Annotated in this window: 18 protein-coding genes; 16 read left to right on the top strand and 2 right to left on the bottom strand. The window is 44.3% G+C overall.

Annotation, left to right across the window (positions count from 1 at the left end):
* Positions 1 to 288 (top strand): hypothetical protein, encoded by a 288-nt coding sequence (locus tag ESE_RS0103820; RefSeq protein ID WP_010371496.1) that lies wholly within the window; start codon positions 1 to 3, stop codon positions 286 to 288.
* Positions 275 to 580 carry a hypothetical protein gene (locus ESE_RS0103815; RefSeq protein ID WP_010371493.1) on the top strand — a complete coding sequence of 102 codons (306 nt, stop codon included), beginning with the start codon at positions 275 to 277 and terminating at the stop codon, positions 578 to 580. Before ESE_RS0103820 ends, ESE_RS0103815 begins: the two co-directional genes overlap by 14 nt.
* 38 nt (positions 581 to 618) lie before the next feature.
* On the opposite strand, the gene ESE_RS0103810 is transcribed toward ESE_RS0103815, so the two are convergent.
* Positions 619 to 1017 (bottom strand): YbaN family protein, encoded by a 399-nt coding sequence (locus tag ESE_RS0103810; protein ID WP_010371490.1) that lies wholly within the window; start codon positions 1015 to 1017, stop codon positions 619 to 621.
* Positions 1018 to 1161: 144 nt separating this feature from the next.
* Here ESE_RS0103810 and ispE point away from each other — a divergent pair, with 144 nt between their 5' ends.
* From ispE to ESE_RS0103740, 14 genes are all read left to right on the top strand, one after another.
* Positions 1162 to 2019, top strand: coding sequence for a 4-(cytidine 5'-diphospho)-2-C-methyl-D-erythritol kinase (ispE, locus tag ESE_RS0103805; RefSeq protein WP_010371487.1), 858 nt, complete (start codon positions 1162 to 1164; stop codon positions 2017 to 2019).
* 249 nt (positions 2020 to 2268) lie between these two features.
* Positions 2269 to 3324: a BMP family lipoprotein gene (locus tag ESE_RS0103800; protein WP_010371485.1), complete on the top strand. Its 1056-nt coding sequence runs from the start codon at positions 2269 to 2271 to the stop codon at positions 3322 to 3324.
* A 224-nt stretch (positions 3325 to 3548) separates the two neighbouring features.
* Positions 3549 to 4595: a BMP family lipoprotein gene (locus ESE_RS0103795; protein ID WP_010371483.1), complete on the top strand. Its 1047-nt coding sequence runs from the start codon at positions 3549 to 3551 to the stop codon at positions 4593 to 4595.
* 73 nt (positions 4596 to 4668) lie between these two features.
* Complete coding sequence (locus ESE_RS0103790) at positions 4669 to 5436, top strand: SseB family protein (protein WP_010371481.1); 768 nt, start codon at positions 4669 to 4671, stop codon at positions 5434 to 5436.
* A gap of 126 nt (positions 5437 to 5562) precedes the next feature.
* Positions 5563 to 6354 carry an SseB family protein gene (locus tag ESE_RS0103785; RefSeq protein WP_010371468.1) on the top strand — a complete coding sequence of 264 codons (792 nt, stop codon included), beginning with the start codon at positions 5563 to 5565 and terminating at the stop codon, positions 6352 to 6354.
* 114 nt (positions 6355 to 6468) lie between these two features.
* Positions 6469 to 7482: an NAD(P)/FAD-dependent oxidoreductase gene (locus tag ESE_RS0103780; protein WP_010371466.1), complete on the top strand. Its 1014-nt coding sequence runs from the start codon at positions 6469 to 6471 to the stop codon at positions 7480 to 7482.
* A 144-nt stretch (positions 7483 to 7626) separates the two neighbouring features.
* The gene (locus ESE_RS11395; protein WP_010371463.1) at positions 7627 to 7935 is read left to right on the top strand and encodes a hypothetical protein; all 309 of its coding nucleotides are present in this window, start codon (positions 7627 to 7629) and stop codon (positions 7933 to 7935) included.
* 2 nt (positions 7936 to 7937) lie between these two features.
* A complete protein-coding gene (locus tag ESE_RS0103770) occupies positions 7938 to 8267 on the top strand; it encodes a hypothetical protein (RefSeq protein ID WP_010371460.1) in 330 nt (109 codons plus the stop codon).
* Between the two features lie 70 nt (positions 8268 to 8337).
* The gene (gene gpmA / locus ESE_RS0103765) at positions 8338 to 9057 is read left to right on the top strand and encodes a 2,3-diphosphoglycerate-dependent phosphoglycerate mutase (protein WP_010371458.1); all 720 of its coding nucleotides are present in this window, start codon (positions 8338 to 8340) and stop codon (positions 9055 to 9057) included.
* Positions 9058 to 9220: 163 nt separating this feature from the next.
* Positions 9221 to 9697: a glutathione peroxidase gene (locus tag ESE_RS0103760; RefSeq protein WP_010371455.1), complete on the top strand. Its 477-nt coding sequence runs from the start codon at positions 9221 to 9223 to the stop codon at positions 9695 to 9697.
* Between the two features lie 100 nt (positions 9698 to 9797).
* Positions 9798 to 10373, top strand: a complete 576-nt coding sequence (locus ESE_RS0103755) for a hypothetical protein (RefSeq protein WP_010371453.1) — start codon at positions 9798 to 9800, stop codon at positions 10371 to 10373.
* A 75-nt stretch (positions 10374 to 10448) separates the two neighbouring features.
* Positions 10449 to 10787: a heavy metal-binding domain-containing protein gene (locus ESE_RS0103750; RefSeq protein ID WP_010371450.1), complete on the top strand. Its 339-nt coding sequence runs from the start codon at positions 10449 to 10451 to the stop codon at positions 10785 to 10787.
* A 94-nt stretch (positions 10788 to 10881) separates the two neighbouring features.
* Complete coding sequence (locus tag ESE_RS0103745) at positions 10882 to 11742, top strand: aminotransferase class IV (RefSeq protein WP_010371449.1); 861 nt, start codon at positions 10882 to 10884, stop codon at positions 11740 to 11742.
* Positions 11743 to 11829: 87 nt separating this feature from the next.
* Positions 11830 to 12669, top strand: coding sequence for a YitT family protein (locus tag ESE_RS0103740; protein ID WP_029237447.1), 840 nt, complete (start codon positions 11830 to 11832; stop codon positions 12667 to 12669).
* Between the two features lie 47 nt (positions 12670 to 12716).
* On the opposite strand, the gene ESE_RS0103735 is transcribed toward ESE_RS0103740, so the two are convergent.
* Positions 12717 to 13748 carry an AI-2E family transporter gene (locus ESE_RS0103735; protein ID WP_010371447.1) on the bottom strand — a complete coding sequence of 344 codons (1032 nt, stop codon included), beginning with the start codon at positions 13746 to 13748 and terminating at the stop codon, positions 12717 to 12719.
* Between the last annotated feature and the right edge of the window lie 34 nt (positions 13749 to 13782).

The following is a 13782-nucleotide window of genomic DNA, read 5'->3' as shown; positions in this document are numbered from 1 at the left end:
GTGTTAGATCCATTGATGTTGCGTGCCGTCATTTTACGAGCACCACAATACGAACGCGCAGTGGCGCTATTATGGAATGAGTGGAATCGGTTTGTTGTCAGTCATCCGATTTCACCAACGACGATTGCACTTGATGATGCGCAATTTGCAACCGCTTTGCTTGATGCTGATTTGGTTGCGGAAGCGGCATTGCGCGATACGTCAGCAGAATTTTTAGAAACAAATCAACAATGGCTAAGCGATGAAGCTGTTGTTTGGATAAAGGAGTGGACTGATGGCCGAAACTGATTTGAACCCAATTGATTTACGATCATTTATTAATAAGGATCGCCGTTATGAACGGGCGGAGGCGTTAATTAAGGGGGCTTGGGAAGATTTATTGTTATCACAACCCTGGGGGATGACAACAATTAATATGGCTGATGTCCAGTTTGCGGAAGCATTGTTGCAAGCTGACTTGGTACAACCAGTTAGACAGCGGTTTGACACGTTTGCGGATGTACAACAGTTTATCCAACAAAATAGTATGCGATTGACACCTGATGTGGTGACCAGTTTGAAGAGTCGTTTTGATATGTAATGCTAACTTAAAAAGCCGTGTCGTAGTGACACGGCTTTTTAAGCTTCGTCGTCCTCTTTCACAAGGAACCAGTTGTTCATCCACCAACCACGGTAGAAGCCTTCCATGGAAATAATCTGTGACAATGAGGCAAGAACCAAGGTGATTTGGAGCCATAGTTTACCGGATGTAAAGAACGGAATGCTCATCATCGCAGCGGTCACCAAGTAAATCACAATGCGCCCTCGTTGCGAGAGTTTGCGTTGATAGATACCTTCATGAATGTACGTCTTATAGTGTTTATTGTTAATCAGCCAGCTGTGTAGCCGCTCTGATGAACGACCCCAAAAGAAGGCGGTTAGTAAGTAAAATGGGGTGGTTGGTATCCCAGGCACCCAAATTGTGACGGTTCCGATACCAAAGGTAATCAGACCAGCCAATATATATAAATAGCGCATAAATCAATGTCCTTTTGGATAGTAGTTTCAGTATAGCAAGGATAACAGTCCGACAAAAGGGAAAACCAACCGGTACGGTAGAATTTCGCAAACCCTTATAAAGTTGCTATAATGAAACAAAAGACTCGAAAGGATGCCATGACCATGGAGATATTGGAACGTGCCTACGCAAAGCTCAATATTAGCCTTGATACCCCGTTTGCCCACGCAGACGGTGAACAAGAGTGGGACATGTTGATGGTCGCAATTGATTTGGCCGATACGGTGACAATCAGAACGACTACGGCGCATACGAATATCATCGTCGATTCGACAAGTGGCTTGTTGCCGTTGAATGAGAAAAACCTGGCCTATCAAGCAGCAGAACTGATGCGACAGCGGGCTGGCGTTGCGGACGGTGTGGAAATTCATATCGATAAGCATATTCCGGTTGCGGCAGGAATGGGCGGGGGCTCTTCAGATGCGGCCGCTGTCTTAAGAGGACTCAATAAAATTTGGCAACTGGGCTTAACAGAAGCCCAGTTGGCCGAAATCGGTTTGAAGATTGATGCCGATGTGCCTTTTTGTGTCTACTCGCGCCCTGCTCGAGTGACCGGCCGTGGTGAAGTGGTTGATCCGCTAACGCAAAAATTCCCGCCACTTTGGCTAGTGGTCTCTAAACCAGCTGTAAGTGTTTCAACTCCGAAAATTTTGAAAATGATTGATTATGATAGTTTAGTGCATGGTGATATGGGCGGCTTAATGGCAGCAGTTGAAGCTGGTGACTTTAAGACGGCTTTTCATAACATGTTCAATGTGCTTGAACCGGTGACTGCCTCGAAGTATCCGGAAATTATCAAATTAAAAGAAAAAATGCTTAAATTTGGGGCTGAAGCGGTTCAAATGTCGGGGACTGGGCCGACCGTTTTCGCGATTACAGATAAAGCGTCACGTGCAAAGCGGATTTACAATGCTGTCCGGGGGTTTGTTCCCGAAACGTATATGGTGCGACTTGTAAATTAAGTCATTGAGAAGCAGTCAGATATGATTGCTTCTTTTTTGTTCTCGCTAAACATTCATTTAACGAACGAACATTCGACATTTAAACGTTTAACCTTTTAAAAATGAACATTACAAAAAGTTAACGTGTTATTTTTGGATAAAACACGAACAAGAGGGTTTACAAGGTCACGAAAGTCAGTTATATTATTCACACAGATGACAAAGTTATCGAAAATTATAGGGTTTTATTCATAAAGGGGAATAATAAACATGGCTTCAAACGTAAAGATGTTGCTTGCTGGTGCTGCGGTGCTGGTTATTGCTGGTGGCGCCTATGCCGCTCTATCTGGAAACAAGTCAGCTTCAGGCGAATCCGACAAGACATCAGTGGCTTTGGTAACTGATGGTGGGGGTGTCGATGACAAGTCTTTCCAACAATCAGCTTGGGAAGGCTTGAAAAAGTGGGGTAAGGAGAACGGCGTTAAGCAGGGGAAGGGTGGTTACACATACTACCAGTCAAAGACGAACGCTGACTTCAAGACGAACTACGATCAAGCGGCAGCAGCCGGATTCAAAAATATTTATGGGATTGGCTTCCAATTGACGTCAACCATTAATGAGGAAGCTAAGAAGCACCCCAAGACAAACTACATGATTGTCGATGATGTTGCGAAGACGCAAAAGAATGTGGTGTCAGTAACGTTCAAGTCTGAACAGTCATCATACTTGGCTGGTGTTGCAGCCGCTAAGACAACTAAGACGAATAAGTTAGGCTTCGTCGGTGGCATGGAATCAGCTGTAGTGAAGACTTTCGAAGCTGGTTTTACGGCTGGAGCGAAGTCAGTTAACCCGGACATTCAGGTCGATGCGCAATACGTTGGTAGCTTTACTGATGCCGGTAAGGGTAAGACGATTGCCGCATCAATGTACCAAAACGGCGCTGATGTTATTTTCGCAGCGGCTGGTGGAGCTGGTGCCGGTGTCTTCACAGAAGCTAAGGATTTGAACAGTGAAAAGAAGGCGGCTGATAAGGTTTGGGTTATCGGTGTTGACCGTGATCAAAACGCGGACGGTGCCTACACGGCTAAGGATGGCAAGTCAAACTTTACATTGACGTCATCAGTAAAGAAGGTCGGCAAGGCTGTTGTTGATGTCACTGAAAAGGCAGCTAAGGATAAGTTCCCTGGTGGCGAGCACTTGGTTTATGGGCTAGACGATAAGGGTGTTGCCGTGACGCGTGGTCACATGTCAGCAGCAACTTGGGATGCTGTTCAAGCGGCTAAGAAGCAAATCATTGACGGCAAGGTAGAAGTACCTGCTAAGTAATTTAAAGTTCGAAAAGCGCTCATCACAAAACGCGATGAGCGCTTTTTGTTCGTGTTTTGCACCTCTTTATATGTTTTGCGTTTCTATTTATTATCTAAAAACGAATGATTGTGTTTACAAAACGTTTTGTTCGGGTTATTATTGTGGAGTTGGTTAATTAAAACGTTTAATTAACGTAAAACGCGAACTTTAAATTAATTTATTTTACAAAATAGGGGTTAATCATGAATCGTAAGGTTGTTTTGGGTACGGGTGTTGTTGTAGTTGCAGCAGTTGCAATTGGAGTGTATGCGAGTGCGAATAAAGGGGATGCAGCAACTAGTAAAGCTTCGGTTGCCTTGATTACGGATGCAGCAGGTATCGATGATAAGTCATTTCAACAATCGGCTTGGCGAGGGCTAACAAGTTGGGCTAAGGCAAATGATGTGAAGCAAGGTAAGGGTGGTTACACTTATTTTCAAGCAAAGACATCAGCCGATTTTGAAACAAATATCAATCAAGCAGTTGCTAATGGCTACCAAAATATTTATGGGATTGGGTTCCCAAAGACGCCTGCGATTAATGCAGCCGCAAAAAAGTATCCTAAAAATAACTTCATGATTATTGATGACATTGCTAAGAAACGTCAAAATGTTGTCTCGGTTACGTTCCATACCGAACAGTCTTCTTACCTAGCCGGTGTTGCGGCTGCGAAGACAACTAAAACAAATCAACTTGGCTTTATCGGTGGGATGGAATCAGCCGTTGTTAAGACATTCGAAACAGGCTTTGTTGCTGGGGCCAAGTCTGTCAATCCCAATATTAAGGTCGATGTTCAGTATGTCGGTGATTTTGCGGATGCCGGTAAGGCTAAAACAATAGCGGCGTCAATGTACCAAAACGGATCAGATGTGCTTTATCAAGCGGCCGGTGGCGCCGGTGCTGGTGTTTTCACTGAAGCAAAGGATTTGAATGAGAAGCAAACTAAGGCGCATAAGGTTTGGGTTGTCGGTGTCGACGTGGATCAAGCATCTGATGGGGGTTATCAAGCAACTGATGGTAAGAGTAACTTCACGCTAACGTCAGCAACGAAGGGCGTTGGCACGGCGGTCAAGGATGTCACGGAACGTGCAGCGACGGATAAGTTTCCAGGCGGCCAACACCTAGTCTATGGTTTGAAAAACAAGGGAGTTGCGGTGACCCGTGGTCAGATGTCAGCCGGGGCATGGCAAGCGGTGCAAAAAGCGCAAAAGGCTATTGTGGCCGGGGACGTTAAAGTACCAGCTAAGTAGTAACCCTTTTTCCACCACATTTATTTAGGGTTGGGTTATACTAACTAAAAATAAACGAATGAGGAATTTGAACATGGCAGATGTGATTTTCAACCGTCCACTACAAAATGAAGATCTCGAAGCAACGCTTGATGCTTACGAGAAAGATGTAAACCCTGAAACAGAGCATGATTTCATTGCGATGCTGGGCGCTGCGCAATTGCTTGCGCCAGTTCAAGTTGATGCAGAATTGACTGACAATGGTGATGGTACTTTCTCAATTGATTCTGAAGTAGCTGCACAATTGAACTACCAAGTTATCCAAAACCAAAAGGAAGAAGTTTTCTTCCCAGCATTTACGAGCACTGAAGAGTACAACAAGTGGTCAACTGATGTTGAAGGTGTTGTGGGCTTGACGGTTTCATTGGAAACTTACGCAGCTTTGATGTCAGCTAACCCAGATACTGGTTTGGTAATTAATGCATTTGGTCAAAATGTTGTGATGAACCAAGACAACATGAACTATGTGATGGCAACGTTGACGCAAATGCGCGAACAAGACCCAATCACGCTGGAAGAGCCAGTTGATGACCAATCAGACTTTGCGGCAAAGTTGGCTGAGCAATTGCCAGAAAACATGCCAGAGATGAACACAGTATGGGCAATCGATTTGGTTCGTGCACCAGAACGTACATTGATTTACGTGATCCACACTGAAGGTGATCCAGAAGAAGCTAAGGCACAATTCTTTGCATTTGCAACGATTAACAATGCCCCAGCATTTTCAAATGTATTGAGCGTTGAAGAAATCGGTTACCCACGTGCAGCCGCCTTTACGCCAATTTACAACAAGGCTAACTAATTTATACAAAAAACCGCATCCACTTGAGATGCGGTTTTTTGTTAGACATCGGATTTCACTGACAAAGGGGTGAATATCCGTTATACTTAGTAACAAATAACGAGAACTAACAGGGGTAGTACGACAATGGATAACCAAGAAGAAGTATTGCGTAACGACGAGCTTTTAGCTGCGTTGGAAGCTTTCCGCGAAGAACAGAATCCAGCTAATGAACAAGCATTTGTTCAAGGACTTGTAGAGGCAGTTTTTGTTGCGCCAGTTAACTTCACTGAAGCACCAATTATTAAGGAAAACGGTGACGTTGAGATTCCAGAAGGATCAGAGATGCGCTTGTTGACGTTTGAGATGGAAAACGGCCATTCCGTATTTCCAATCTTTACTGATTTGGATGCCTTCAATGCTGGGCCAATTGACTCAGAAGATCCGGTACACCCTTGGGCGATGTCATTGGCTGACTACTTGCCATTGTTGCAAAACGATGATTCAGAGAATATTGAAGGTTTGGCCTTGAACCCATTCACGAATGGTATGCCAATCACTCGTGATAACTTGGCTTACATTGCCGGCATGGTGGCAGCGCAAGAAGGGGATGGCGATGCCGAGATGCAAATTGCATCTGCTGAAGACATCATTCCAACGCCATTGCGTTACGAATTGATTGGTTTAGCAGATGACGCCATGGGTGCAGTAGAGCACATGCACTTGTTGTGGTTGACGAATGGGGCGACAAACGCAGCTAATTATTTGTTGGTCGTGGATGGTCCTGACAAGGATGCATTCCAAGAGCTATACCCACGTTTTGCTAAGGCGTTTGAAGAGAAGGCTGGCGAAGAAGGCAGTGCGGTCGATATTGTCGCGGCAGCTGATTTTGACGTGGATTTGTCAGAATTCACGAGTTTGTACGACCGTAATTTGTAATTGAAATGCCCCTGCTGGTTCCTTTATACCGTGCAGGGGATTTTTTGTTGGCGTATAATAACACTCGTAATTAAGAAAAATAATGAAACCGATAGAAACGGAACGGAAACAATCATGACGGAATTTAAGGATACAGATTTAACAATTATTGGTGCGGGACCAGTAGGAATGTTTGCCGCCTTTTACGCTGGTTTGCGTGAATTGGATGTCACAGTTATCGAAAGCTTGGAGAGTGTTGGTGGCCAAGTGGCTAACCTTTACCCACAAAAGACGATTTTGGATATCGCTGGTTATGTGAACACGACAGGTGCTGAGATTATCAAGGAATTGGACAAGCAAATGCGTCAATTCCCACAAGATTTGTATCTTGATACAACGGTTATTGATGTTCAACCTAATGGGACTGAATTTGATATTACGACTGATAAGGGATCATTCCACACGAAGTCTGTGATTGTTGCAACCGGTAAGGGCGCCTTTGAGCCACGCCGTTTGCCAGAAGCAGTTGAAAATGGTCTTGAAGGTCAAGGCATCCACTACTTCTTGAACGACGTTGAAGACTTCCGTGATCACCGCGTGCTGGTTGCTGGTGGTGGTGATTCAGCTGTTGATATGTCAACGTTGTTGGATACGGTTGCAGCAGAGGTTCACTTGACGCACCGCCGTGATAAGTTCCGTGCGATGGAGCACGCCGTATCTGAGTTGCAAAAGTCACGTGTTGCAATTGAGACACCATATAACATCGAAACGGTTGAAAAGGCTGAAGATGGTTCATTGAATGTGACTTTGGCTAAGGTCCGTGAAGATGAAAAGAAGGTCTTGAATGTCGATGATTTGATGGTTAATTACGGCTTTACATCAGAGAACAAGATTGTGGCTGGCTGGACCGTCCAACCTGAAGTAGAACGTCAGAAGTTTACGGTTAGCCAAGAGATGGAAACGACGGTGCCAGGTTTGTTTGCGGTTGGTGATGTGGCCGAATACCCTGGTAAGGCGGAATTGATTGCAACTGGTTTCGGTGAAGTGCCAACGGCTGTGAACAGTATTATCAAGCGTATCTACCCAGATCGCCAAGGTCCCGTTCACTCATCAGGTTTGGTTATTGAGAATGGTGAAATCAAGCGCTAAAAGCTTGTTAATCAATCGATAATCCGTTATATTGGATATAACAATTAAAACGATTTTTAGCAGAGGTATCGCAATTATGCGGTGCCTCTGTTGTCGTATTAGGGGAAATGTTACCAATGTTAACCAATTAACGGAGGACTCAAAATGGATGAAAAGTATGTGACAAAAGTAGAGTTTCAAGCGTTTCGGGATGGGGAGTTTGATGCTTTGCGCTCGGATGTACGCGAACTACAAGTCGATGTGCGTGAGCTACAAGATGATGTGCGTGAGTTGCGGACTGAGTTTACTGAGTTCCGCGCTGAAATGCGCGGGGACATGAAGGTGCTTAACGTGCGTATGGATAACATGGAACGCAACTTTGAAAAGTCGAATAAGGTCATGATGTGGGTAGCGACGGTTTACGCAGTGCCAATGCTGTTTATGATGTACAAGATTCTAGTGGGGACTAATTGATTATGGATGAAAAGTACGTCACAAAACTAGAGTTTCAAGCGTTTCGGGATGGTGAGTTTGAGGCACTACGCTCGGATGTTCGTGAGCTACAGGTCGATGTACGTGAACTCCAAGTCGATGTGCGTGAGCTGCAAGTAGAGTTTGTCAGTTTTCGTGAAGAAGTTCGGGGTGAATTAAAGGCGGTTAATTTGCGAATTGATCACCTGACTGACAAGGTAGATTCGTTGAGTAAAAGTGTCGATAAGTCAATGCGCGTGATGATGTGGATTGCCGGTGTGTATGCGGTGCCTATGATGTTTATGCTATACAAGATTCTAGAGGGGACTAATTAATCACTACTAATTATGCTGAAATTTTGTTACAATAGTAACGAAATATTCTAATACAAAAGAGGTATCACCAATGGCAAAGTTGGTTTTGATCCGTCACGGTCAAAGTGAATGGAACGCATTGAACTTGTTCAATGGTTGGGTAGACACGAAGTTGAGCGACAAGGGTATTGCCCAAGCTCGTACTGCAGGTGAATTGTTGGCTAAGGAAGGCATCCAATTTGACCAAGCATACACGTCAGTTTTGACGCGTGCGATCACGACATTGCACTACGCTTTGGAAGAAGCTGGTCAATTGTGGATTCCTGAAATGAAGTCATGGCGTTTGAACGAGCGTCACTACGGTGCTTTGCAAGGTTTGAACAAGGCCGACGCCGCTGAAAAGTGGGGCGACGAGCAAGTTTTGCAATGGCGTCGTTCATACGACGTTTTGCCTCCATTGCTAGAAGAGCAAACGGAGACTGTTGAAGTTTTGGGTAAGGAATACCCAGCCTTCGACCGTCGTTACGCTGATGTACCTGAAGGTGAATTGCCATTCGGCGAAAACTTGAAGGTTACTTTGGAACGTGTATTGCCATTCTGGGAGTCAAACATCTCAAAGGACTTGGCAGCAGGTAAGAACGTTGTGATTGCCGCCCACGGTAACTCATTGCGTGCCTTGGTAAAGCACATCGAAGGTATCTCAGATGATGATATCTTGGGTGTTGAAATCGCTAACGGTGAGCCTTTGGTATACGACTTGGCAGATGATTTGTCAGTTGTTTCAAAGAAGGTTTTGAAGCCAGAAGCTTAATAAGTAATTGAAAAAGACGCTATCGACAGTGATGTTGATGGCGTCTTTTTTTAATCTACATTATTTAATAATGGTGCCAAAAATATAATAAATCTGCCAAAGGAAAACGGTTACAATAATTGTAGAAGCGATTGCACAGGAATGATTATATGGGGGAAATAATATGACGACTGTTTACGATTTTAAAGAACGTACCCAAGGGGGCCAAGAACTAGACTTGCAACAATTTGCAGGGGACGTGATGGTGATTGTTAATACGGCAAGCAAGTGTGGCCTAGCACCGCAATTAACAGAGCTCCAAGCGCTGTATGATCAATATCAGGATGAAGGCTTTACGATTATTGGCTGCCCATCTAATCAATTCAAACAAGAATTGGATGATGCTTCTGAAATTGGCGCATTTTGCCAAAAAAATTATGGCGTCACATTTCCAATGACAGAAATGATGGCAGTTAACGGGGATGAGACAGCACCGTTGTTCGACTACTTGAAGACTGAGTCTGGTCACGGTCGCATTAAGTGGAATTACACGAAATTTTTGGTTGGGCGCGATGGCCAACTTATTGCACGCTATGCACCGACGACAGCGCCAAGCAAGATGGTTAAGGATATTGAACGTGCGCTCGCGGCTACGAAGTAATTGATAATCAACGACAAATAGCTCTTGTTAAATTTGGTCACATTTCTTTGGTAGTATCCAAGGTAATGAGCGCAGGTTTAACTAAGGAGGTATTTGGCAGATGGTTAAGAAAGGAACGATTGCGACGATTATCGCGGTGCCAATTGTGGCACTTGGTGGTGCCGGTGGGTACTACGCATGGCAACAACATAATGATTCACAACAGCAACAGGAGCGACGACTTAGTAAAGCTGAGCACGCTTTAAGTTCGTTGCGATCTGAAAGTGAAAAGCAAGCGACAAGTGATAAAAAAACGGCATCGTCAATTAGCCAATCAAGTGTTGACGCAACGACCAGCAATGATACGTCGGTAGCTGAAGCTGGGGCTGAATCGGCGAGTGCGGCGGCATCGACTGCAACGGCATCTCAGTATGATATTTTTAGTGATCCAAATGCATCGATTGAGCAGGTGACGCAAGCGGCACGTGAAGTAGTCAATCAATATACACAAACAGACTTGTCATCTTGGGCTTTGAGCGGGATTCGTTATGTAGACGGTGGGTATCATGTTCAGGCCACTGACCCAAACAGTACGACGTCAGTACGTTACCAATTCCATATGACGCCACACGAAGCAACCGTCACGATGGATTCTTCGTCTAATCCAGGGATGGCTGCTGGAACAATTAATTATTAAACACAAATTTGGTTGCCACTGACCAGACTATATCGGTATGATTACAATAGAAAAACCAAGGGGGGATAAACAAACATGGCAAATGCAAATGATATTATCATTGCGACGACAGAAAATATTGCGGGTTATGAAGTGGTGGAAACACTAGGTGAGGTCTTCGGACTAACGACACGCTCAAAGAACGTTGTTGCAGATATTGGGGCTGGTTTGAAGACCATCGTGGGTGGTGAAATTAAAGCCTATACGTCATTGCTTGAAGAGACACGTAATTCATCTTTGGAGCGGTTGCGTGATAACGCAGCTAAAATGGGTGCAGATGCAGTGATTATGATGCGTTTTGATTCAGGATCAATGGGTGCTGATATGAACATGGTGGCTGCTTACGGTACGGCTGTTAAATTGCAAAAGAAATAGTTAATGAACGTCCGAATGCTAATTGCACTTCGGACGTTTTTTGTGCGCAAAAAGGTGCTATTATGAGTAAAAGATTAGGAACGGTGGGGATAGTATGGAAACTGTAGCTTACTATAACGGTAAGATATCGGAAATCGATGACATGATGATTCCGATGACTGACCGTGGGTTTACGTTTGGTGATGGTGTTTACGATGCGACCATGGCGCGTAATCAAAAGATTTTTGCGTTAGATGAGCACTTAGAGCGTTTTTGGCGGAGTATGGCTGCAGTGCTGATAACGCCTGACTTCACACGTGAAGAGTTAACCAACATTTTGAATGATTTACTCACCAACGTGACTGGGGAAGCTTATATGATTTATTGGCAGGTAACCCGAGGAACGGGGCGACGTAGCCATAGTTTCCCGCTAGATGCGACGCCTAATTTGGCAGTGATGATAACACCTATGTCGTTAGATCGGGGCAAACAAGAACGTCCATATCGTTTACGGACCGAATTGGATATTCGCTCAGGACTAACGCACGTGAAGACGATTAACTTACTGCCAAATGTGCTTGCCGCGCAACGTGCGATGCAAGAATCAGTTGATGAAACTGTTTTTTACCGGATGACTGAGAACGGTGACACACGAGTGACTGAAGGATCTAAAACGAATGTCCATATGATTAAGGCAGGCAAGCTAATTACGGCGCCGACGGATAAGTTGATTTTACCGGGCATTGCTCGGCAACATTTATTGCAGGTCGCCCGTTCATTGGGGATGCCGGTTGAGGAACGTGCCTTCACGGTGGCGGAGTTAAAAACGGCTGATGAGGTGTTCATCACGAGTTCAACGATGATGGCTGGTCGGGTTGTCTCTATCGACGGTGAGTCAGTTGGGCAGCGTGATGAAGCGCATTTTATTCCACTCCGAACAAAACTGGTAGATGAATGGTATGCCGAAACGGAATGAATTCACACAAGTGTCATACATGAAATATCGTTAAATGGTATGCTAGAAAGGTAACAGATATACATTTCCAACCCAAAGGAGACCCATATGCCGAGAAGACTGAGTCAACAGGGCTGGTTTCGAGTAGTCATGCTTGTGATTGCGCTCGAAATTATTGCACTATCTATTAACTTTTTCTATGCCCCGATTAACGTTGCTGCTGGTGGCGCAACCGGGGTCGCCATTTTGCTGGATGCTGCGTTTGGTATTAACCGAGCGCTAACGGTGTTGATCATTAATATTGCCATGATTATTTTAGCTGCTATTTTCTTAGATAAAAGTACAGTGCGAAATATTGCGTTTGGTAGTTTTTTATTACCAGTATTAATGTACATAACACCTAGTCATCGGCTTGTTGAAGATGCGGTCTTAGCTGTCATTATTGGTGGCGCTGTTTTTGCATCGGGCATCGCCATTCTATACAGGCTTGAAGCGTCAAGTGGTGGCACAACGGTACCACCAATGATTTTGAAAAAGTATTTTAAAATTAATTCTGCCTTGTCATTGTTAGCCATTGATATGGTGGTGACTTTGTTTAATTTGTTAGTTTCAGGCACCAATGCATTCTTTTTGGCTGCTTTTTCATTAGTCATTACGTCGATTGTGATGCGTTATATTGAAACTGGACTTGATTTAAAGCACCAGGTAACGATTATGAGTAATGAACGTTTGGCTGACATTCAAACGATGTTGCTACAAGAAGATCAGAGTTTAACCGTCTTTGATGTGCGTGGTGGCTACACTGATAACAATAAAGAAATGCTCATGGTTATGGTGGATAACGCTAATTACGGTCGTATGTTGCGTCGCGTGCACGATATTGACCAGAATGCGTTTATTGTGACGACCAATGTACACGAGGTTCATGGTGGCACATTTGGTATTTAATCATAACTAACCAAAAAGCAGCGCAAATTGATGCGCTGCTTTTTTGATTATTCTGATTTTGTACTACGGGTAATGTTAGCATCTTGCACGCCAAGTACGCTCAAGATAAAGGCGACGATTGGGACACCAATAATCAAGCCCCAGGCGCCAAGCAGATGCTCCATCACGATGATTGTTGCAAATGTGAAGAACACTGGTAACTCTGTTCGGCTAGCCATCAAACGTGGGTGTAAGAAATAAGATTCAAACATGTGAATAACAGCAATTAGAATCCAGACCTCAATCATGCCGACCCAGCCGAGAGCTGCGAAAGCCATAACGCTGAGTGGTAGTAGTGAGATAATCACACCGGCAATTGGAATTAAGCCTAGGATGAAAATCATCAACCCCATGACCAAGACACTTGGCACGCCCAGAATACTCAAACCGATCATCATTAAGATTGTGTTGATGAAGGCAATTAGTAATTGGACCTCGATGACGCTACCTAAAATGAGAACGAACGTGCTACCAAGTTCATAGACATTCTTGAAAAACTTAGGGTAGCTTGAGTGGAGAAATTGTGATCCAAAGACGCGTAGGCGTTGCCAAGTCAACGCGAGCACGAAGCTCAAGAAAATCGATAGAATGATTTGTGAGAATGCGGTCAAGACAGTGCTGATAGTATCCCACCCGCTAGCCAAAAGGGACTTCCAATTTTTTGAAAATTCACTCAGTAGGTCTAGCTTGTGATAGGTTTCATTGAAGTACTGCTTAATGACCGGATACTCTTTGATGAGCTTGTTGACCTCGTTGGGGATGACGGCGAATTGATCGACCAAAGCTGGTACGATGTAGACAAATGCCATCACAACCACGAAGATACTCAATAGGTACACGATCAACACTGAGAATCCGTAGGGGATTTTAGTCCACCGTTGGACATTGTTGGCACCTTTTACAGCGAGGTAGCCAAGAATGGCTGTTAGCAGCAAGATGCTGATGAGGTCATGGACAATAAACAATAAGAGCACGATAAAGGCCAGGGCAATATACCGCTGGACATCATTGCGCAAAATAAACGCTTTGACTTCTTTCATTGTTACTTCCTTTTTGTGGTTTCTACTATTATAG

This window comes from Weissella cibaria KACC 11862, assembly GCF_000193635.1.
In the GTDB taxonomy this organism is placed as follows: domain Bacteria; phylum Bacillota; class Bacilli; order Lactobacillales; family Lactobacillaceae; genus Weissella; species Weissella cibaria.
The sequence above is the reverse complement of the archived record's forward strand: the minus strand, read 5'-3'. Positions and strand labels throughout refer to the sequence as shown.

What these genes read in the sequence shown, in the direction of transcription:
- ESE_RS0103810 (WP_010371490.1), bottom strand. Translation starts at nt 1,017, where the DNA reads ATGCGCTATTTATATATATTGGCTGGTCTGATTACCTTTGGTATCGGA.
- ESE_RS0103770 (WP_010371460.1), top strand. Translation starts at nt 7,938, where the DNA reads ATGGATGAAAAGTACGTCACAAAACTAGAGTTTCAAGCGTTTCGGGAT.
- ESE_RS0103785 (WP_010371468.1), top strand. Translation starts at nt 5,563, where the DNA reads ATGGATAACCAAGAAGAAGTATTGCGTAACGACGAGCTTTTAGCTGCG.
- ispE (WP_010371487.1), top strand. Translation starts at nt 1,162, where the DNA reads ATGGAGATATTGGAACGTGCCTACGCAAAGCTCAATATTAGCCTTGAT.
- ESE_RS0103780 (WP_010371466.1), top strand. Translation starts at nt 6,469, where the DNA reads ATGACGGAATTTAAGGATACAGATTTAACAATTATTGGTGCGGGACCA.
- ESE_RS11395 (WP_010371463.1), top strand. Translation starts at nt 7,627, where the DNA reads ATGGATGAAAAGTATGTGACAAAAGTAGAGTTTCAAGCGTTTCGGGAT.
- ESE_RS0103745 (WP_010371449.1), top strand. Translation starts at nt 10,882, where the DNA reads ATGGAAACTGTAGCTTACTATAACGGTAAGATATCGGAAATCGATGAC.
- gpmA (WP_010371458.1), top strand. Translation starts at nt 8,338, where the DNA reads ATGGCAAAGTTGGTTTTGATCCGTCACGGTCAAAGTGAATGGAACGCA.
- ESE_RS0103795 (WP_010371483.1), top strand. Translation starts at nt 3,549, where the DNA reads ATGAATCGTAAGGTTGTTTTGGGTACGGGTGTTGTTGTAGTTGCAGCA.
- ESE_RS0103800 (WP_010371485.1), top strand. Translation starts at nt 2,269, where the DNA reads ATGGCTTCAAACGTAAAGATGTTGCTTGCTGGTGCTGCGGTGCTGGTT.
- ESE_RS0103740 (WP_029237447.1), top strand. Translation starts at nt 11,830, where the DNA reads ATGCCGAGAAGACTGAGTCAACAGGGCTGGTTTCGAGTAGTCATGCTT.
- ESE_RS0103790 (WP_010371481.1), top strand. Translation starts at nt 4,669, where the DNA reads ATGGCAGATGTGATTTTCAACCGTCCACTACAAAATGAAGATCTCGAA.
- ESE_RS0103760 (WP_010371455.1), top strand. Translation starts at nt 9,221, where the DNA reads ATGACGACTGTTTACGATTTTAAAGAACGTACCCAAGGGGGCCAAGAA.
- ESE_RS0103735 (WP_010371447.1), bottom strand. Translation starts at nt 13,748, where the DNA reads ATGAAAGAAGTCAAAGCGTTTATTTTGCGCAATGATGTCCAGCGGTAT.
- ESE_RS0103750 (WP_010371450.1), top strand. Translation starts at nt 10,449, where the DNA reads ATGGCAAATGCAAATGATATTATCATTGCGACGACAGAAAATATTGCG.
- ESE_RS0103755 (WP_010371453.1), top strand. Translation starts at nt 9,798, where the DNA reads ATGGTTAAGAAAGGAACGATTGCGACGATTATCGCGGTGCCAATTGTG.
- ESE_RS0103815 (WP_010371493.1), top strand. Translation starts at nt 275, where the DNA reads ATGGCCGAAACTGATTTGAACCCAATTGATTTACGATCATTTATTAAT.